Below are 20,824 nucleotides of genomic sequence, written 5' to 3' on the forward strand. Positions count from 1 at the left end.
TAAGCCTCGTCACGCCGATGGTACTGCGTAACAGTGGAAGAGTAGGTAGCCGCCGTCTTAGGTGAAAGGAGTCAGTCGAAAGATTGGCTCCTTTTTTTGTTATATATCCTCTCTGTCTTTTTCTATTTTTAGGTGTACTTTGTTGTTCGGATGGATAAGAAATTGTAATTTTGTGCTTTTGTAATAGCTAAGAACCTCATATGGATACTGAAAAGAAAGAGAATAAAGAAGTAAATAAACTTTCGCTACTTATTGTAGCAGTTATAGTATTGGTACTGATTATTGCTGGTGCCGGTTATTATATTTATCATCAAAAGCAGCAAATGACTGATTTGGTGGAAACCTTTGATCTTGAGAAAGAATCTTTGGAGGATGAATATAATGAATTGTCTCTTCAATATGAAGGTTATAAGTTTAGCGTAGGCAATGATTCCCTTGTTGCCCTATTATCTACGGAGCAAGCAAAGGTACAACGTTTATTGGAAGAATTGCGTACGGTGAAGGCTACGAATGCGAAGGAAATAGCTCGCTTGAAAAAGGAATTGGATACCTTACGTAAAATCATGCGTAACTATGTTGTCCAAATCGATTCCTTGAATCGTGAGAATGAGCAATTGAAGGTTGAGAAGAAAGAGGCTGTTCAGAAATATCAGAGGGCTACTTCACAAGCTGCTACCTTGAAAAAGGAAAAAGAGAAATTGACGGAAAGAGTAACGTTAGCTAGTCGTTTGGATGCGACGGATATTAACGTGACTCCTGTGAACTCTCGAGGTAAACTAGCTAAGCGTATTAAAAAGATGCAGCAATTTGTCGTGACTTTCAAGATAGCGAAGAACATTACCGCTCCTGTCGGCGAAAAGATGGTATATGTACGGATCATGAAACCGGATGACGATATATTGGTGAAAAGCCGTGCGGATGTATTCGCTTTTGAAGGAAAGGAAATCAATTATTCTATGAAGAAAATGATAGAATATGAAGGTGAGGAGGTGGCTGTGACCATGTATTGGAATATCGAGGAATTCTTATCTCCGGGTACTTACCGTGTGGATATTTTCTCTGACGGTAATTTGATCGGACAGAAGAGATTTACCTTGGATGATTAACTATGAAATTATCTCCCGACTTTGAGAAGTTCCTAAGTTTTATTCCGGAGATTCTGTCTCGAGATGAATCTTTCCTAAAGGATTTGGAAAGTTGTACTCGAGGTGTGACAATCCGGAAAGGGGATTATTTGATTCGTACGGGCGAGTTGTGCCAAGATGCCTATTTTATTAATAAAGGGCTTTTTATCAATCAATATATTAATGAGAATGGGAATGAATGCGTAACCGGTTTCTCCTCGGATAGTATGTACCCTTTTGTTTCTACAATCGGTTATTTTACACAAGTCCCTTCCGAGTTTGAGGTGAAAGCTATCGAGGATGGTGAATTACTTTGTTTCTCCCGGACGGATATCGAACGTTTGACGTTGGGATATCCAGCTTTCGCTACCTGTTATCAGAATGTGATGCTGATGATTATTTCCAAGCTCTATTCAATGTTCGCTGTCCGTCAAACCTGTAAGGCGGAAGAATTCCTGAAATATCTTTATACGAACCACCAATGGATCGTAAGCCGGGTACCTGATAAATATATAGCTCAATATATGGGGGTTAGTGATTCTTGGTATTGTAAGTTGAAGAAACGTATCCTTTATTGAATTAGTTCAATTTTATATTCGCTTTAAACCTATACTTTTGTGCGGGTTTTTATATTTTTGTCACATAGGGAATATGATGGCATTATATAGGTAGGTTAAAACGATATAAAGATGAAACGAACTATCTTACTATTAGCATTTGTAGTCACGGTGAGCTGTATGCACGCTCAGCGAATGTTGACATTGGAAGAGTGCCGGAATCTGGCGATCCAGAACAATAAGGAGCTACAAATCTCTGGCGAAAAGATCAAGATGGCGGATAATGAGAAGAAAGCCGCTTTTACCAAGTATTTTCCTCAATTATCGGCAAACGGTGCCTATATGTGGAACCAGAAGGATATAAACTTACTGGACATGGGCGCTTTGTCCTCATCCTTGAGCTCTTCTTTAGGTGGCTTGGCCCAATTACCGATGATCCAACATTTGATGAGTGGGGTGAACGATATGCAACATTTGGATGTGCAGAATATCTGGGTGGGTAATGTATCGTTGGTGCAGCCTGTATTCATGGGCGGGAAGATCGTTAATTATAACCAAATCACTAAGTTTGCCAAGCAATTAGCGGAGTCAATGAATAATTTACAGTTGCAGGACTTGATTTATAAGACTGACGAGACCTATTGGCAGGTCATATCTTTGGTGAATAAGAAGAAATTGGCGGACGCTTATGTGGATTTGCTCCGTAAGATGGATAGTGATGTGACCGCTATGATCTATGAGGGAGTCGCTACCGAGGCCGATGGTCTTTCTGTCAAGGTGAAACTGAATGAGGCGGAGATGGCTCAGACTAAGGTTGAGAATGGTCTGGCTTTAACCCGAATGCTTTTAGCGCAAATTTGTGGTCTGTCTTTAGAGGAGGATTTATCGCTTGCAGACGAGAAGCTGGATAATTTTCCGGTAGAGACAACACAAGCCTCGGCCGATCTGAATGAGGCTTTCATGAATCGTAATGAACTGAGAAGTTTGGATCTGACAACGAAAATCTATAAGCGAAAAGAACGTATTGCTTTGGCAGAGATGTTGCCTAATGTCGCTTTAGCGGCGAATTACTTCGTCACGAATCCGAATGTTTTTAATGGTTTTAAAAATGATTTCGCCGGTATGTTTAATGTCGGAGTTATGGTAAAGGTACCCTTGTCCGGTTGGTGGGAAGGCACTTATAGGCGTAACTCGGCGAAAGCGGAAACGCGCATAAAAACACTGGAATGGCAGGATGCTCGTGAAAAGATCGAGTTGCAGGTAAATCAATCCGTTTATAAAGTGAATGAAGCGGGCAAAAAGTTGATCGCTTCTTCCCGTAATATGGAAAATGCGGAAGAGAATTTGCGGCGTGCGAATTTCGGTTTTGAGGAAGGGGTTATCCCGGCTTTGAACTTAATGGAGGCGCAGACAGCATGGGTTTCTGCTCGCTCTAGTTTGATTGATGCTCAAATCGAGGTGAAATTAACAGAAGTTTATCTAAGCAAGGCTTTGGGTAAACTGTCCGCAAATGAATAAGAGTAATAACAAATAAAAATATACACAGAGATGAATGAGAACAAGAAGTTTTCTATCAGTAACATGATGTTAGCTTTTATCACGGTATTGGTCGTGATCGGATTGGTAGCCTTGGCGGGTTTCTTCCTGCTTACACCGCCTGACGATATTATAATGGGGCAGGCCGAGGCCACCCAAGTTCGTATCTCCGGTAAGGTTCCCGGACGTATCGCTTCTTATCGTTTTGGCGAAGGCGATCAGGTAAAAGCCGGAGATACTTTGGTCTTTTTAGATACGCCCGAGGTTATGGCGAAGCTGAAACAAGCGGAGGCGGCTCGTGCGGCAGCGGAGGCGCAGAACGCTAAAGCAATTAAAGGAGCCCGTGAACAGGAAATCACGGCCGCTTATGAGATGTGGCAAAAGGCGCAAGCTGGATTAACTATCGCTAAGAAATCTTTCGATCGTATTCAGAATTTATACGAGAAAGGGGTGATGTCCGCTCAAAAAAGAGACGAGGTGGAGGCTAATTATAACGCTATGGTAGCGACAGAGAAGGCTGCCCGTTCTCAATATGAGATGGCAAAAGAAGGTGCCCGTAAGGAAGATAGGGCTGTCGCTGCCGCTATGGTCCAACGTGCGGAAGGTGCTATCGCCGAAGTGGAGTCGTATGTGGGCGAGAGCGCTTTGGTGGCTCCGATTGACGGGGAGGTTTCAGAACGGTTCCCGGAAGTCGGCGAGTTGGTTGGTACAGGCGCTCCGATCATGAATATCTCTGATTTAAATGATGTATGGGTAACTTTCAGTATTCGTGAGGATCTGTTGAAAGATATCAAGATTGGTTCGGAAGTAAATGCTTTTATTCCGGCGTTGGGGGACCTACCGGTGAAGTTGAAAGTCTATTATATGAAGGATATGGGTTCGTATGCCGCATGGAAAGCGACAAAGACGAATGGACAATATGACTCGAAGACTTTCGAGGTGCGTGCTCGTCCGTTGGAGAAAGTCGCTGATCTTCGTCCGGGAATGTCCGTGATCTTAAAGAAAAAAGGGAAAGAGATCGTATGACCTATAAAGAAAGTTTGCATAGAATCTGGCTTATCGCGAAGCGTGAGGTGCATCGGCTGGTGGCTCAACCGATTTACTTCTTTTGTATGCTGATCGCTCCGGCTATCTGTGTCATTTTCTTTGTATCGTTGATGCATGAGGGATTGCCGACCGATCTGCCGATAGCAGTGGTGGATATGGATAACTCTGCTACTTCACGCAATTTGATTCGCCAGTTGGATGCCTTTGAGCAGACAGAGGTGTATATGAAAACCATGTCGTTTACCGAGGCTCGTCAGGAAATGCAGAAAGGGAATGTATATGGAATTTTTTACATTCCATCCGGTTTCGCCGTGGACGCCACATCTGGAAAGCAGCCCCGGTTGTCTTTCTATACGAATGGTACCTATTTGATCGCCGCTTCCTTGCTGTTTCGGGATATGAAAACGATGTCGGTATTGGCGGGGGCCGCTGTGGGTTTACAGACCGGACAAGCTAAAGGATATACCGAAGCGCAGATCATGGGACAGCTACAACCGATCGTGATCGATACGCATCCGATCGGCAATCCGTGGTTGAATTATTCGGTATATTTGAATAATACGGTTTTGCCGGGTATCATTCAGTTGATGGTATTTCTGGTGACAGTATTCAGTATCGGTACGGAAATTAAATATTCCACATCCCGTAAATGGTTGGATATGGGAGGGAATTCCATCGCAGTTAGTTTGTTGGGAAAGTTATTGCCGCAGACAGCTATTTTCACGGTCGTAGGCTTTATGTATTGTGCGGTGTTGTATGGAATTAATTCTTTCCCGTTAAATAGCGGTTGGTTTCCGATGCTTTTGGCGATGTTTTTGCTGATTATATCCTCTCAGGCGGTAGGCGTATTTATGATCGGCGTATTACCGACTCCCCGTTTAGGGCTTAGCTTCGCCAGCCTGTTCGGAATGATCTCGTTCTCCATTGTCGGATTCTCGTTTCCGGTACAAGGTATGGACCCTACGTTGCAAGCGTTGGCTCGTTTGTTTCCTCTACGGCATTATTTCTTGATTTATGTCGATCAAGCCTTGAACGGGCGGGCACTATTCTATACGTTGGGCGAGTACGCTTGGTTGTTGGGATTTCTGATCTTGCCGTTCCTTATCGGGCGGAACTTGAAGAGGGCGTTGTTGGATTTCAAATATCTACCGTAAAAACAGTATGTGATGAAAAGAGAACATCGTTTACGATATATCATAAAGGAAGGTCTTCTGGATACGTTTTATATTTGGAAGGATGAATTGAGAAACGTGTTTAAAGATGCGGGGGTCATGATTTTCTTTTTCTTGGTGCCTTTCGTATATCCGCTGCTTTATTCATTTATATATAATAACGAGGTAGTACACGAGGCGAAGATGGTGGTGGTAGACCAAAGTGATTCCTATTTGAGTCGTGAGTTTACCAGACGGGTTAACGCCACGCCGGATGTGGAAGTAGTGGGTGTTTGTCCGGATATGGCGGAAGCCAAGAAGATGTTGGATGAGAAGAAGGCCTATGGAATTTTGCTCTTTCCCCCGGATTATAGTAAGGACCTGCATGAAGGGCGACAGACAACCGTCTCGTTGTATTGCGATATGAGCGCCTTATTGTTTTATAAGGCTTTCCTTTTGGCGACGACAGAGGTGTCATTGGATATGGGTAAGGAACTTCGGATGCATAATAATCCGTCGTCTACGGATAAGATGGACCAGATCACGGTAGACCCGATCCCGTATGAATCGGTAGCGTTGTTTAATTCCCAGAATGGCTTTGCCAGTTTCTTGGTACCGGCTATCTTGATCTTGGTATTGCAACAGACCTTGATATTGGGTATCGGAATGTTGGGAGGAACGGCCCGGGAAAAGAACCGCTTTCATAGTCTGGTGCCTATTTGCCGGCATTTTAATGGAACTTTGCGTATCGTGTTCGGCAAGTCGCTGACTTATCTTTTGCTGTATGTGGTGGTTTGCATCTGGGTATTGGCTATTGTCCCTAAGTTATTCTCCTTACCTCAGGTTGGTGAGCCACTGACTATTTTGTTGTTTTTACTGCCTTACCTGTTTGCCTGTATTTTTATGTCTATGACGCTATCTGGATTTATGACGAGTCGTGAGTCGCCTATGTTGGTATTCGTTTTCACGTCTGTCATCTTGTTATTTATCTCGGGTGTCTCTTGGCCGGAGGCGGCTATTCCTCCGTTTTGGAAAGTGGTGGGTTATTTGTTTCCTTCTACTCCGGGTATCCAGGGATTTATTCGTATCAATACGGCAGGCGCTTCCTTGCATGAGGTGGCGCATGAATATCGGGTATTATGGATTCAAGCGGGCGTATATTTCATCTTGTCTTGTATCATTTACCGTTATCAGATCATACGTAGCCGCAAGATGATTATTAAGCAATATCGGTATATGAAGATGCGACGGATGTTGCGAGAGAGAGAATAATCCCTCGTTTAGGTCTACCCTAATCACTCATTTAGGGTGTCCCTAAACGGGGGATTAGGGTGAGGGTAAAGTGTGATTAGATTTTAACTTTCGGTTTATACATATCCTCAGCCGTCAGGCCACATTCTTTCATCATGCGGATACTGTAAGACAGATCGCTGACGTTTGGTGTCACGTTGTTACTTCCAAACGTGAATTTAACGCCGGCGGCTTTCGCCTTCATAATGATCGCTTTATTTGGAATGTTGTATAGTTCGTTGATCTCTAAAGCTTTTCCGCTTTTAGCCAATGCCTCGACGAAACGCTTCATGCGGGCCTCCGTCCAGAACTCGTCAAAACGCTTATCCATCGGAGATGGCAAGAAACAAGGATTTACATAGATATCTACCGGCTCTTCCAATACGGAGCAGATACGATCTACGATCATGTCCATATATTGCTCCTCATTCTCGATCCAAGTCTCTTCCGGAATCCATAGGCGGGTACGGCGACCTTTATTGTCCTTGAACGTCAAAGCGTCCGTAAACACATAGTCGAATTCTTTAAGAGTCTCGGGAGAGAATGTGGTTATCCATTCGCGTCCTTCCGCTTGCATACCAAGGATGAAAGGCTGTGAGCGCATCTCATTTAGGTAATCCATGACTTGTTGGTCGTTCGTGATCGGGAAACCGATGCCGCAGTTCGGTGCGATCGTATAATTGATACCGGTCTTGCGGGATTGCTTAGCGGCAACTTCCTTGGTTAATCCACCTTTTAAATGCACGTGATAATCCAATACAGGGAAATCCGATTGATGTAATTTTATGATCTCGTCATTTTGCTCATCGTTAGCTTCCGCCAATTGTGCGTTGATATCGATCGTGGATTCATCAATTACGTTCACGGTGATGTTCTTGATCTGGATCTCACCGCTACCATCACTCTCTATGCCAAATGTCCCTTCCGATAATAAGGCATAGGTGTTAGCGTCCGTACGATACGGTGCGGTCGGTTGGATATACTCTACAACCGGTTCGCCGTTTATATTTACATCGATCTCTTGTCCGGCAACCCGGATATCCATCTTGAACCATTGATCTTCTTTTACGAAGCTTTTGGTCAAATTCCTCACGGAAACAAGACTTCCTGTCATTTTCCACCAAACCTTATCAGCCCGGTCATTATTGATAGCGATACGATATCCTTTCTTCAAGTTCGGGTCCGTATGGAACCAGACGGCGCCTTTGCCTCCCGGGGTAGTACGTAAATCAAGGGTCAGATCGAAGTTTTTGTATTTGCCGTTTTTCAGTACGGCCAGCGCATCCGTACCTTTCAAGGTCATTATGTCGTCTTGAACGGAGACATCGCCTGTCATTTTCCATTTGTTACTATCTTTGCCATCGAATAAGGTACCACTGCCGGAAACACTACAGGCTGTGGTCAGGACAAAGAGAAGGCCCATCGCTAGAATTGATAATTTTTTCATGATATAAATGATTTAAGTAATAATATATCCTCCAAAGATAACGAAAATTAAAATACAATGTCCTTTTTGAAGATTTTAACTTCCATAAAGATATAAACCTAAGAATATAGTCTTACTTTTGTAAAAATTCTCAATCAAACTTAATTAATAGTACTATGCAGAACAGACGTAATTTTTTGAAGCAAGCCTCTTTGATGCTTGCGGGTGGGTTGGTAGCCCCGCAGTTATTATCTTCTTGTGGCGGTAAATCAGGACAAGCTGCCGCTACAGCATCGGAGTCTTCTAAATATATAGGGCTTCAATTGTATTCTTTAAGAGACCTTGTAAAAGATGAAGGTATCCAGAAAGTATTGGAAACCGCCGCTAAGATGGGTTATAAGAATCTGGAGACAGCAAGCTATGATAACGGTAAGATTTACGGTTTAGCTCCCGCTGAATTTAAGAAAATGGTGAATGACCTAGGTATGAAGTGTACGAGCGCTCACCTTGGACAGGCCTTTACGAAAGAAAAAGAAGCCGAGGTTATGAGTTGGTGGGATCAAGCGATCGATGCTCATAATGAGTTAGGCGTTAAATATATGGTTCAACCGTGGATGCCGGTTAACGATAAGACTACATTGGATGACTTGAAGATGTACTGTGATTATTTCAACACGGTTGGTTATAAGACCGCTGCCGCTAGTATCGCATTCGGTTATCATAACCATGACTTCGAGTTCCGTAAGATTGACGATCAGTTGATCTATGATTATCTGTTGGATAACGTAAGCCCGAACCACGTATTCTTCGAGATGGATGTATACTGGGTAATGATGGGTGGCGGTGATCCTGTCGCTTACTTGAAGAACCGTCCGAGCCAGTTCAAGGCTATCCATATCAAGGATGAGAAAGAGATCGGCGCAAGCGGTAAGATGGATTTCAAGCCTATCTTCGATCAAATGTACGCTAATAACGTAAAGGATTGGTATGTTGAAGTCGAACAATATACTAACAATGATCCGGTTGCCAGCGTTCAGCAAAGCTATGATTTCTTGAATAAGGCTGATTATGTGAAATAATCCGTTCGATGATAAAAAAGAAGAGGCTACTTCATTATCGGGTAGCCTCTTTTTTTATGTTCGCTTATTTGGAATACTCGTTCAATCGGGTGGATTTCGCAAGCTCGATGATTTGTTTCCAATCTTTAGCTAAGTTTTCCATATCCGGATATAGTAAATCCGCTCCGGCATCTAATAAAACTTGATCGGGGAGAGGTCCGGTGTTTACGGCTATCGTAAAGATATTGGCTGCCACGGCAGCTTCTACTCCCATGGGAGCGTTCTCTACCACAAAAGTTTCATTAGGCTTCGCATGCGCTTTTTGAAGTCCCATTAAATAAGGTTCGGGGTGTGGCTTGCCATATTTCACGTCGAAAGCCGTAACCATTTTCTCTCGGTTGAAATGTCCCGGATAGGTATGGTTTAGCTTATCGATCAAGCTATGTTGGCCAGAACCGGTGACAACCAATCGTTGCAGTCCGGATGCTTCCACTTCTTTTAGAACCTCTGCGGCGCCGGTCATGGGGGCACCGTCATTATAGGTATTGAATAGATCCGCTTTCTCTTTATAGATCGTTTGCTTCTCCTCGGCGGTAGCGTCTCGTTGGAAAGTGCGTTGGTATAGCTCGTTGATCGTGCTTTCCCCAGTACGTCCTTCGAACATATAAAAGTCTTCCGGCCGAGAAGTTAGCTGATGGAGGGTCGCTACCTCATGCCATGCCCGTGCATGAAAACGCATAGAGTCATATAATACACCATCCATATCGAAAAGAACAGCTTTGGGAGAAAGGGATTCCTGCCTGTGTTTACGCAGATATCGGATAATCGCTTCTTGAATCATGTTATTACCTTCTTAAAAACCAATACAAAGGTACGTAATAAATCGGAATTAACAGAAATGGGAGGAAAGCTTCTTGAAATTAAATAAATATGATATATAATGGAATTTCATTTTATGAAACAAAAATGGTTTAAATGGGTGCTTACTTTTGATCCACCTACATGTACACCCTAACCGGATTGATAAATTCTATAATTATCTGGATGAGTTGATAGATGTATTGAAAAATAAGGGATATAAATTTATTTCGTTGAGATAATTAATCAATAAATTATGACGTAGTTCGGTGAGAACTCTAGTAAGCGCATTAATAACGAATTTTCAAAGGCTATAACTTGCTATGAATAAGTGATATTATAATACTGTATACTATTTCTTATTAATTATATTTCTACCAAAGTCTCACTTGTCTATCTGAAAGGGGTTCAATTATACCTACATTTAGGTATATAATATTTCTGTATGCATTGATTTTTAATATATGATATTTTGATATTCCCCAAATATTCATATATTTGCAATGATTAAACAACTAAGTTCTCACCGGACTCTTTTCTGGTGAAGAATGGTATATTTATTATCTAGTATGAATAGAGGAGAATTAGTACAATCTCTTGTGGAAGAAACAGGATTGCCGAAAAATGTTGTTAGAACCGTAGTGAATGCGTTACCGACTGTTGTGGCGAAAGGAATACGGGAAGGAGAATCTATTTCCATGAAAGGATTTGGATCTTTTGTACCTTGGCAACAATCCGAGCGATTGGCACGTAATCCGAAAACAGGGGAGGAAGTAATGATTACTCCACGTGTCTCGGTCAAATTCAAGGCCGGGAGCGATTTACTTAAAGAATTAAATGAGTAATAAAAAACTATTCAAACGAAAAAACGGTTTCCTCGTGACGAGAAAACCGTTTTTTTATGGGATAAATCGTATTATAAACGTGCTTTGATAGCTTCGCTTTCTTTCTCGTATCCCGGCTTATTCAACAGGGCGAACATATTCTTCTTATAAGCCTCGACACCCGGTTGATTGAATGGGTTAACGCCCAACATATAACCACTGATGCCACAAGCTTTCTCGAAGAAATAGAACAACTGACCAATATAGAACGCACTTACTTCCGGCATAGTTACCTTGATATTAGGAACGCCACCATCTACGTGAGCTAACTGAGTACCTAACTCAGCCATCTTGTTTACCTCGTCTACATGCTTGCCTGCCAAGAAGTTCAATCCATCCAAATCAGCCTCGTCTGTAGGAACCAATACGCTATGATCTGTAGCTTCCACGGAGATAACCGTTTCGAAAATCGTACGCTCACCGTCTTGAATCCATTGACCCATGGAATGCAAATCGGTTGTCAAATCTACAGATGCGGGGAAAATACCTTTACCGTCTTTACCTTCGCTCTCTCCATAAAGTTGTTTCCACCATTCTGCGATATAATGCAATTTCGGATGGAAGTTAGCCAAGATCTCAATCTTTTTACCGCTCTTATACAACTCGTTACGAGTAGCGGCATAGATAGCGGCCATATTATCAGCGAAAGGAACGCTCGCGTCTGTAGCTTTTTCCATGGAAACAGCTCCAGCAACCAAGTCGCGGATGCTGATACCTGCCACGGCGATCGGAAGTAAACCTACCGGAGTTAAAACAGAGAAACGTCCACCTACGTTATCAGGGATGATGAAAGTCTTGTAACCTTCTTGATCCGCCAAGGTACGCAAAGCGCCTCTCTTAGCGTCCGTGATAGCTACGATACGATGTTTAGCCTCTTCCTTGCCAACAGCATCTTCCAATTGTTTCTTCAAGATACGGAAAGCCAAAGCCGGCTCTGTAGTCGTACCAGACTTGGAGATATTGATAATACCGAATTGCTTACCTTTCAAAACTTCGCTTAATTCATAAAGATAATCCTCTCCGATATTGTGTCCGGCGTATAACATAACCGGGTTTTTACGGTCGTTTTGCAACCAGTCGAAGCTGTTGTTTAACGCTTCTACTACCGCTTTGGTACCCAAATAGCTACCACCGATACCAATGGCTACGACCACTTCACATTTAGAACGAAGCACGTTCGCCGTATTCTCGATGTCGGCCAACTCTGTGTCCGTGATAGAAGAGGGGAGATGCAACCAACCCAAAAAGTCGTTACCTGCTCCGTTACCGTTATGTAATGTGGCAATACATTCCATTGCCTTGGCCTCTTGAGCGTAAACCTGTTCCTTGGAGACAGTGCCCAGAGCCTTGTCGATGTTTAAACTGATGTTTTTCATATGCTATTTTATTTAAACGTTTCCGTTAATTGACGAATGACCGTTGTTGGCGATTTCTTCTCGTACAATATATCATAAACAGCGTCCAGTATCGGCATGTTCACTTTATATTTCTCATTGATCTCACGCATACACTTGGTTCCATAATATCCCTCGGCGATCATTTCCATCTCCAGCTGCGCTGTCTTCACGGAATATCCTTTACCGATCATGGTTCCGAAAGTACGGTTACGGCTGAACCGGGAATAAGCGGTAACCAGCAAATCGCCAAGGTAGACGGAGTCGGTGATATCCCGCTCCAGCCCGTGTACGGCGTCCACGAAATTACGCATCTCCTCAATAGCGTTCGAGATAAATACGGCTTGGAAGTTATCGCCATATTTCATCCCATGGCAAATACCGGCGGCGATAGCGTACACGTTCTTCAGTACGGCGGCGTATTCGATACCGGTCACATCTTTACAGAAGGAATTCTTTAAGTATTGATTCTTGAAAACGGGGGATATCGTACGGACCTTCTCGATGTCGGAACAAGCCAACGTAATGTACGAGAGCCGCTCCAGAGCGATCTCTTCCGCATGACAGGGACCACCGATAACTGCTATATTTTCTGTCGGAACCTTGTAATACTCCGCGAAGTAATCCGTAATCAACATATTCTCATCCGGTACGATACCCTTGATCGCCGAGATGATAAACTTATCTTTCAAAGAGGTCTTCACCTTCTTCAAATGTTGTTTCAAGAAAGGGGAAGGCGTAGCGAAGATCAAGGTATCCGAGTCCTTGATCGCTTGGTTGATATTGGAATAGAAGTTTATCTTGTTCGTGTCGAATTTCACGGCGGTGAGGTAACACGGGTTGTGTCCCAACTGCTTGAACTCCTCGATACGATCGGGCCTACGCATGTACCAGTTGATACTATCTTGAGTTGAAAGTACGATCTTGGCTAAGGCGGTAGCCCAGCTACCACCTCCCATTATCGCGATTTTTCCGGGCAAATCCATCGTATCACGCTTTTATTCTCCTACATTGGCTATCCAAGCTTCTATTTCTTGGATCGTAGGATTTTGCAGTTCTAACTTATATTTTTTATTAAGCTCACAAAGCTCTTGTCTTAATTTGTTGGCGTTCGCTTCTTTCAGCGTGTCAACCGTCAGGTAGCCGGCTTTCTGCAAAGCGGGAACCCACTCCTCGGAAATACCCAAGGCTACGTATTTGTCGGCGTTATCTTTCTTTGCGGTTTTCTCCGGACGCATTTGCGGGAAAAGCAATACCTCTTGGATCGTTGTCTGTCCGGTCATCAACATAACCAGACGGTCGATACCGATACCGATACCCGACGTAGGAGGCATACCGAATTGAAGGGCGCGTAAGAAATCTTGATCGATGAACATCGCCTCGTCGTCCCCTTTCTCGCTCAAGCGTAATTGCTCCTTGAAACGTTCTTCTTGGTCGATCGGATCGTTTAGCTCGCTATAAGCGTTCGCCAATTCCTTCCCGTTTACCATCAACTCGAAGCGTTCGGTCAATCCCGGTTTGCTACGGTGCATCTTAGTCAGCGGGCTCATCTCAACCGGATAGTCGATGATGAAGGTCGGCTGGATAAACGTACCCTCGCAGAACTCCCCGAAGATCTCGTCGATCAATTTACCTTTACCCATCGTATCGTCGATCTCCATCTTCAATTCCTTGCAGATCGTACGGATCTCGTCCTCGCTCTTACCTTCCAAGTCGTAACCCGTCTTTTCCTTGATCGCCTCCAAGATCGGCAAACGGCGGAAAGGAGCCTTGAAGCTGATTGTCTTACCGTCGATCGTGCTCTCGCTCGTACCGTTCACGGCGATACAGATACGCTCCAACAGCTTCTCAGTGAAGCTCATCATCCAGTTATAGTCTTTGTATTGGACATAAAGTTCCATACAAGTGAACTCCGGGTTGTGCGTACGGTCCATACCCTCGTTACGGAAATTCTTACCGATCTCGTATACACCCTCGAATCCACCGACGATCAATCGTTTCAAATACAACTCGGTAGCGATACGTAAATATAAATCGATATCCAAGGAATTATGATGTGTCGTAAACGGACGTGCGCTAGCTCCTCCGGCGATAGATTGCAGGATCGGAGTCTCTACCTCCGTATATCCGGCCTCATCCAAGGCGGTACGCATGGTCTTGATGATAGCCGCACGTTTCATGAAAATATCTTTTACACCCTCGTTTACTACCAAATCCACGTAACGCTGGCGATAACGAAGCTCCGGGTCATTAAAACCGTCGTAAGCGACACCGTCCTTATATTTAACGACCGGTAGCGGACGAAGTGATTTAGACAGAACTGTCAATTCTTGCGCATGAACGGAAATCTCTCCCATCTGAGTACGGAAAACGAATCCCTTGATCCCGACGAAATCACCGATATCCAGTAATTTCTTGAAAACGACATTGTAGGTGTCCTTATTCTCATCCGGACAAATATCGTCACGGGAGATATAGACCTGTATTCTGCCTTCGGAATCCTGTAATTCCATGAAGGAAGCCTTACCCATGATACGACGGCTCATGATACGGCCGGCGATACTTACCGGGCGTGGCTCAGCGTCGTCTTTGAATGTCTCTTTTATTTCTTTGGAAAATGCGTTCGTTACATACTCAGCTGCGGGATAAGGCTCTATCCCCATCTGACGCAACTGCTCCATGCTATTACGTCTTATTATTTCCTGTTCACTCAGTTCTAATAGATTCATTATGCTATTATTTTGTATAATACGGCGCAAAAGTACAAAATATTTCTGATTTATGCTGACTTATGTGGTAAAAGGTTGAGGTCACCGATCTTGTTTGTTCATGGATAAAGTATCTTAGGATCCTTGGTGAAGTATCTTAGGTTTGTAGGCCAATGAACTTAAGACCCAATAATTTTATCTTTCATCACTAAATACAATTCTCTATTTTGAATCCAAGGTTGAACTTTTCTCGAAGTTCCTCTTTGGAATAGTTTACTACTTCATTCATATCATGCATCGCTTTTTCGCTATGTATCCTTGAACGGAACATCCCATTTTGATCCCGGGGATGAGACAAATGGAATAAACAGCCCTCACTCCGATAAATCCGGTAGCCAAAACTCAACCAACGGTAATGTCTTTCTCCGTCCTCCAAGCCCCAGCCATAGAAATCCTCATTCTCCATACCCGCTTGCAGGTATTTTTCCGTTTGGGCGAAGACCGCTCCCCCGACTGCGCCTATCACTCCCTCTACTGTGTACAAAGAGTTCATCTTTGCTTGATTTTTTTTTAGGAAATCTAAGTCACGATGGAGCCAATAATGTTCCCTCAATATATCTGACGTATCTAAAAAATTACCATCATATGGATAAGCGACATCAGAAGTCCTAGTTCTAAGCTGTTTCACCGCATCCAATATTTGAAGGTGGTCCAGTATCACATCTGCGTCCCAAATACAAACAAGTGGAGTATCAACCTGCTTTGCGAGGATATTCAAGTATTTGGTCTTGTAGAATACAGGATCTTTATCCACGAGGAAAGTGTACTTCACCGTATCATCTTTTATTAACGAGGGGATAATCTCATTTTGGTATGATGAGGCCTCCAGAATTAAGATGCGTGTCCGGAAATAACGTACTATTGAGTCCACGGACATCAACAGGTTCTCCAAACGGATCATGGAATCGATCCGTACGGGAATAATAAATGTTGTATCTGTCAAGTCTATTCGCATAAATATCTTTGCTTAATGTTTAACAATGCCAACACCGTACCGGGGAAACCATTCAGCAATCCTCGGTGTATATTATAGTAGTATTCGTTCTCCATTAGGGCATCCCAAGCGTCAGACGAGATGATCCGATCGTAAATTAAGTGCGGATTGAAAGGAATAGTGTATTTAGGAAAGTCCTTGTTTAATCCCTCCAACAAGAAATATAGAGAAGCGTATCCATTGCTGATATAGATATCCCTGCCTTTGATCTCTCTATTATATATTATGTCTAGGTTGATTGATTTTCTTAGTTCGTCCACATATCTTTGCCAATCCGGCGAACAATCCCGTAAAGGTAGCATGCCCCATAACAGATATAGTCGGTTTAAATGCAGATGAGGCAAATGGGAGAACATATACAGAGATAGTTGTTCCAGAACCTTTTGTATCCGATCCTTGTAAAAATCATATTGTATAAGACAGGACAGGGTTTTCATCAATATCGGTACGTGATATTGGTAAATGGAAAACGTATAGGATTCCTCGAAAAAGGAGGCGTCTATCAAATCGGCCAATTGATTAACTAACTTGATTGCTAAGCCCTCGAAAGGGAAACGCTCATTATCGTTTGTCTGGATTTCCAGCCTTTTATAAATGTAATATAAGAAATGGATGAGTTGAGACAGGGAATACCTAGATTCCATATTTCCGAAAACCAGCTTCTTGAATAGCAAATCATCGATACCACTTAGTAAATCATTAATATCACCGTCTACAAATTGCTTTTTTACAATATAATCCAATCCTAACGCAACTCCGCATAAACCTTCCTCCACGGTAAGTTCTGCGTTTTTAGAGAGAGCGTTTTCCAAGAGATCGTCCAGCAATCTCTCAGCCTTCTCTTTATAAATAGCTTCTTGCGTATAATCATACAAATGGTATAAATAGATGAGTAATCCCATTTTGCCATGAGCCAATCCGAAAGGGTAGCTTGTATGTAATGAGCCTATCAAATGCTTATTTAGCGAATCTATTTGTGATGCTAATTTATTCATAGTACTTAATTTATTAAATACGACATATCCTTTAACTCATATTCTTCCGGCAATAAATAACCATTTATCAGAATTGTAGGAGTGGAACTTATCGTATTGCGTTTAACCCATTCGTTTTGTGCTTGTATGTTGGCTAACATTTCTTTGTCATTTAGATTTAACTTGTATCTCTTATAGCAACCTTCTCTTTTATGACGCTCTTTTGTATACCAGTCGGACAGGAATCGTAAATAATCTGATTCCTTATTTAGTAGATACATGGAGGTTAGTAGCATAGCGCTAGGTTCTAATTCCTTGCTAAAAGAGGTCAAGACGATTTGTATGCAAATCTCCTCTTTATATTCTTTAAGTAACTCTTCTATTTGGGGATGTAACCTTGCGCAAGGGGCACAATGTGGATTCGAGATAATGGTAATCCATTCCTTGGCATCCGTATTTCCCAATAATATTCCTATATTTTTATCAATGTCATATTGAGGCTGTTCGTTTAATAAGCTCTTAAATACAGAGGCATTCAGTTTTATGCTGCTAAGTTTATTGTTGCTTCGTTGGATTTGCTTTTCTTTTACGTATAATGTAACAGTAAAATGGAGCGATAGAATGACGAGCCCATACACGCATCCAATGGTAGTGAAATCAAATAAATCCCATTGATTGAAATCCATGCCTATCGCAAATAGAGAGATAAGAAAGGTGATCCATACGGTAGCTTGTACAGATAAACATAAAGCGCACCATTGTTTTACCCTAAATTTTTGGTACCATACGCTCCACGCTGTATAAGGTAATGCGATTATATTCAGAGTCTCTGCATATATAACATATTGGGGCAACAAGGCGATAAACAATATTGCGGAAAGAAAATATCCTAAGCCGAAGACACTCCAACTGATCCCCAAGAAATGAGATGCTTGGGAATCCAATGTCCCGTTGCAATCACTGGATTTCAAAAACAGGGAACAAATTTTGTTGACATATTTATCCGAGCCTAAGATCTCTCGAGAAAGCAGGATACCGCAGAAAGATGCTCCGATCACATTAACACCCCATAACCCCCAGATTCCTATCTCCATTCCTCTGTTGGTGATAAGGGCACACCCTATTAATGATAGAAGTAATGAAACGAAACATGCGATTACTATCCGCTGTCGTAAGTATTCCTTTCTATGCTCTTTATAATCCGGTTCAATAGATTCATCGATGGATTCGAAAAGAAGGACGATTCCTGACCATCGTTCCAAGAATACCGGGATAGATAATGTGATGTTTTTACCTCGCCATGAATAGATGATTGCCTCGGTAGAAACATGTCGCACCAATACAAACTCATGATCTACGTAAGCCACAAAGGGTACATCCAATGAGGATAAGTTTTCTTGTGTTTTTTGAATTTCGGCCGCTACATTCTCTATATTATAATAACGTAGCATCTCGGACAGTCCAAACAGATTGTTTTTGTGTGGATGGCTCTCGTAGAATCTTATGGTAAAATCTTCCGTGTGCTTTATCGATAAGATTTCTAAAATTTGGATGAATAGATTGTCATGTTCCATTGCTTTAGGTCTTTAATGATTACCTTAGTTTACCAATGAACAACACCGGGTTACTCTCCTCGTCCAGTCCGGGGAAACGCCTTGCGAACTCTTCCTTCTTCAAAACGTCTTCCGGATACATCAGCATGGCGCACCAGCCCTCATCTAACGAGAAGAACTGTTTGGGCAACCACCGGAAGTTGTCATCGAACTTGATGTTCTCTAAAACTCTTGCGTTCCCGTCTTTTTTGTCGATTAAGGCTATTCCGTTCAGGTCATCCCTTTTTCCCTTGAAGGAGAGTAATATTGTTTCCTTTGATTCCACGTAATCCGGGATATGCCCGATGTATCCTTTCTCTGTCTCCTCCATTACTATTTGCACATAATCCTTTCCGTCTTGTGCCCAAAATCCCGCTGGAGGAATTTTATTGTCGATATTTATTCGATATCGAATTTTAGTGCTATCCATTGTACACTCAAGTATCTCATTGCCTTGATAGCCATGAGAGAGGATATGCCCCTCAAAACGTTCGAACGAATTTGTGTATGAGCTGATATATTTGTTCGCTTTTTCTATGGAATCATACGAGTTGATAAGATTTCCGCTCTTTGGGTTGATTATCCTGTAACGCGACTGCCCCTGTATAGGCATGTTTTTTATAATGTATGAGCTGTCATTAAATTGGGTGATAGCCTCTATATATCCTATATTTTCATGATCTGCCCATTTGCGAATAAATTTGAACGAATTAGAATAAGTCGTAATATCGTTCGCAGAAGAAATCAAAATATCTCCATTAGGCCATATTGTAAAATTTCCTAAGAAGAAGTACGATTGAGGATCTTCTCCCTTTTTATATAAATAGCGTTTGATTTTTCCATATTTATCCCATATGATTAATTGATTTCCCGAGCCTATGTAGATATCTTCTTGATAGATAACAATGTTCTTGATATTGTAAAGTTCTTCTATCAATGCGTCATCCCTTGTTTCCAAGGGGACATACCAATATTCCTCAAATACTTCATTCACATCTTTTTCTACCCGATGTGAGAGTGGAATGAAGTACTCGATTATTTCGTTCTTACTATTATCTTTCACTCGATCCTGGTTACAACTGATAAGTAAAAGGGGGATTAAAAAGAAAAGATAGATCATGGTTGTATATTGTTTTAAGAAACAAGGGGTTGGCGGTAGGAGGTGACCTCTGCTAAAGCCAACCCTTTCTTTTGTTGTTAACCTCCTACGGTATTGCAGTTTTGTACTCCTCCAAGACCATTGCATTTATCTTGACATTGAGAACAGTTAGAGGCATCAATGGCATTAGAACTGTTCCAGCAGTGGCAATACGCACTTCCTCCCCCTAAGATTTTCATCATTTGCTCTTTTGGAAGAACTTTACCTTGTTGGTTTAGTACGACTTTTGTCAGTTTTTTGAGTTTGTCCATAATTTGAAAGATTTAAAAAGTTAATAGATGTGTAATGCTTTGATATTTACAAAGAAAATTAAAAAATATCAAACATGGGGTATATTATGTCTTTTTTATTGTTGTTTAATGTATATTGTCTTTCTATTGGTACAGTAGAAAATTAGTGGAGATATGTATATAAGTTAGCTATGCGAACTCGATTGTTCTGTCCCATGTTTAATTTGTTCGAGAAATGACTTGTTGTATTGATGTAATTTGTTATGTAATAGTATTTTATGTAATAGCGTAAGCCATAGGCACAAAGCCTCCCAAATGAATAACTAATCACTTCCCAAGTGAATAACTAACGGCTACCCCTAACCGTTAGTTATTCACTTGACAAGCCATTAGTTATTCACTTGACAAGGCTCAAATTATATATTTGGATACTCCAAAAAGATTATCGGGTGAGCCTGTTTTGATGTTACGGGGATCATCTTTAACGGCTGTGCTGTAAAACATGTTTTAATGGGAATTTTGGCAGATTGCCCTAAGATGGCAAAGCTGTAAATAATCACGGTATAACTTCCCTTCTTGAAGAATATATACTTCAAGTGGCATAGGATATATACTTCATAGCCCAAGTAAGTATATCTTCTATCGCAGGTATGTCACTGATTTGCTACTGACCCGAAATAAGGCTGACTATGCCTAAATTTACTTCACAGATTTTACTGTTATTTTCTAAGGTACTTCACATCTTAGAGAACCTTCTCCTGAAAAACTTCACGGGGTTGAAA

The 20,824-nt window shown here is 42.0% G+C and carries 18 protein-coding genes; 8 read left to right on the forward strand and 10 right to left on the reverse strand.

Annotated elements, in window-relative coordinates:
- Nucleotides 1-200 precede the first annotated feature (200 nt).
- The 6 genes from BHV83_RS12130 (at nucleotide 201) to BHV83_RS12155 (ending at nucleotide 6,687) form a co-directional block, all read left to right on the forward strand.
- Nucleotides 201-1,106: a DUF8429 coiled-coil domain-containing protein gene (locus BHV83_RS12130; protein WP_005861467.1), complete on the forward strand. Its 906-nt coding sequence runs from the start codon at nucleotides 201-203 to the stop codon at nucleotides 1,104-1,106.
- Nucleotides 1,107-1,108: 2 nt separating this feature from the next.
- On the forward strand, nucleotides 1,109-1,702 hold the full coding sequence (locus BHV83_RS12135) for a Crp/Fnr family transcriptional regulator (RefSeq protein WP_036616817.1): 594 nt from the start codon (nucleotides 1,109-1,111) through the stop codon (nucleotides 1,700-1,702).
- A gap of 111 nt (nucleotides 1,703-1,813) precedes the next feature.
- Nucleotides 1,814-3,199, forward strand: coding sequence for a TolC family protein (locus BHV83_RS12140; protein ID WP_146375676.1), 1,386 nt, complete (start codon nucleotides 1,814-1,816; stop codon nucleotides 3,197-3,199).
- A gap of 30 nt (nucleotides 3,200-3,229) precedes the next feature.
- On the forward strand, nucleotides 3,230-4,243 hold the full coding sequence (locus tag BHV83_RS12145) for an HlyD family secretion protein (RefSeq protein ID WP_286757564.1): 1,014 nt from the start codon (nucleotides 3,230-3,232) through the stop codon (nucleotides 4,241-4,243).
- Nucleotides 4,240-5,418 carry an ABC transporter permease gene (locus BHV83_RS12150; RefSeq protein ID WP_009018788.1) on the forward strand — a complete coding sequence of 393 codons (1,179 nt, stop codon included), beginning with the start codon at nucleotides 4,240-4,242 and terminating at the stop codon, nucleotides 5,416-5,418. The genes BHV83_RS12145 and BHV83_RS12150 overlap by 4 nt, the downstream gene beginning before the upstream one ends.
- 12 nt (nucleotides 5,419-5,430) lie before the next feature.
- A complete protein-coding gene (locus BHV83_RS12155; RefSeq protein ID WP_022192865.1) occupies nucleotides 5,431-6,687 on the forward strand; it encodes an ABC transporter permease in 1,257 nt (418 codons plus the stop codon).
- Between the two features lie 76 nt (nucleotides 6,688-6,763).
- On the opposite strand, the gene BHV83_RS12160 is transcribed toward BHV83_RS12155, so the two are convergent.
- Nucleotides 6,764-8,152 (reverse strand): DUF1080 domain-containing protein, encoded by a 1,389-nt coding sequence (locus BHV83_RS12160; RefSeq protein ID WP_048927998.1) that lies wholly within the window; start codon nucleotides 8,150-8,152, stop codon nucleotides 6,764-6,766.
- 155 nt (nucleotides 8,153-8,307) lie between these two features.
- Here BHV83_RS12160 and BHV83_RS12165 point away from each other — a divergent pair, with 155 nt between their 5' ends.
- Nucleotides 8,308-9,210 carry a sugar phosphate isomerase/epimerase family protein gene (locus BHV83_RS12165; protein WP_122380609.1) on the forward strand — a complete coding sequence of 301 codons (903 nt, stop codon included), beginning with the start codon at nucleotides 8,308-8,310 and terminating at the stop codon, nucleotides 9,208-9,210.
- Between the two features lie 64 nt (nucleotides 9,211-9,274).
- On the opposite strand, the gene BHV83_RS12170 is transcribed toward BHV83_RS12165, so the two are convergent.
- Nucleotides 9,275-10,030: an inorganic diphosphatase gene (locus tag BHV83_RS12170; protein ID WP_005865754.1), complete on the reverse strand. Its 756-nt coding sequence runs from the start codon at nucleotides 10,028-10,030 to the stop codon at nucleotides 9,275-9,277.
- A 586-nt stretch (nucleotides 10,031-10,616) separates the two neighbouring features.
- Here BHV83_RS12170 and BHV83_RS12175 point away from each other — a divergent pair.
- Nucleotides 10,617-10,892, forward strand: coding sequence for an HU family DNA-binding protein (locus BHV83_RS12175; RefSeq protein WP_008774141.1), 276 nt, complete (start codon nucleotides 10,617-10,619; stop codon nucleotides 10,890-10,892).
- A 71-nt stretch (nucleotides 10,893-10,963) separates the two neighbouring features.
- On the opposite strand, the gene BHV83_RS12180 is transcribed toward BHV83_RS12175, so the two are convergent.
- From BHV83_RS12180 to BHV83_RS12215, 8 genes are all read right to left on the reverse strand, one after another.
- Nucleotides 10,964-12,307 (reverse strand): glucose-6-phosphate isomerase, encoded by a 1,344-nt coding sequence (locus BHV83_RS12180; protein ID WP_022192868.1) that lies wholly within the window; start codon nucleotides 12,305-12,307, stop codon nucleotides 10,964-10,966.
- Between the two features lie 8 nt (nucleotides 12,308-12,315).
- Nucleotides 12,316-13,311 (reverse strand): NAD(P)H-dependent glycerol-3-phosphate dehydrogenase, encoded by a 996-nt coding sequence (locus BHV83_RS12185; RefSeq protein WP_005861487.1) that lies wholly within the window; start codon nucleotides 13,309-13,311, stop codon nucleotides 12,316-12,318.
- A gap of 12 nt (nucleotides 13,312-13,323) precedes the next feature.
- The gene (gene lysS / locus BHV83_RS12190; RefSeq protein WP_008778031.1) at nucleotides 13,324-15,054 is read right to left on the reverse strand and encodes a lysine--tRNA ligase; all 1,731 of its coding nucleotides are present in this window, start codon (nucleotides 15,052-15,054) and stop codon (nucleotides 13,324-13,326) included.
- A gap of 187 nt (nucleotides 15,055-15,241) precedes the next feature.
- Entirely contained in the window at nucleotides 15,242-16,048 is an 807-nt protein-coding gene (locus BHV83_RS12195) for a galactosyltransferase-related protein (protein ID WP_022192870.1), read from the reverse strand.
- Nucleotides 16,039-17,082, reverse strand: coding sequence for a glycoside hydrolase family protein (locus BHV83_RS12200; RefSeq protein WP_022192871.1), 1,044 nt, complete (start codon nucleotides 17,080-17,082; stop codon nucleotides 16,039-16,041). The genes BHV83_RS12195 and BHV83_RS12200 overlap by 10 nt, the downstream gene beginning before the upstream one ends.
- A 5-nt stretch (nucleotides 17,083-17,087) precedes the next feature.
- Entirely contained in the window at nucleotides 17,088-18,635 is a 1,548-nt protein-coding gene (locus tag BHV83_RS12205; protein ID WP_057327066.1) for a thioredoxin domain-containing protein, read from the reverse strand.
- 19 nt (nucleotides 18,636-18,654) lie between these two features.
- A complete protein-coding gene (locus BHV83_RS12210) occupies nucleotides 18,655-19,716 on the reverse strand; it encodes a DUF4934 domain-containing protein (RefSeq protein ID WP_286757565.1) in 1,062 nt (353 codons plus the stop codon).
- A gap of 134 nt (nucleotides 19,717-19,850) precedes the next feature.
- Nucleotides 19,851-20,063, reverse strand: a complete 213-nt coding sequence (locus BHV83_RS12215) for a hypothetical protein (RefSeq protein WP_005865774.1) — start codon at nucleotides 20,061-20,063, stop codon at nucleotides 19,851-19,853.
- Between the last annotated feature and the right edge of the window lie 761 nt (nucleotides 20,064-20,824).

Source organism: Parabacteroides sp. merdae-related_45_40, from assembly GCF_001915675.1.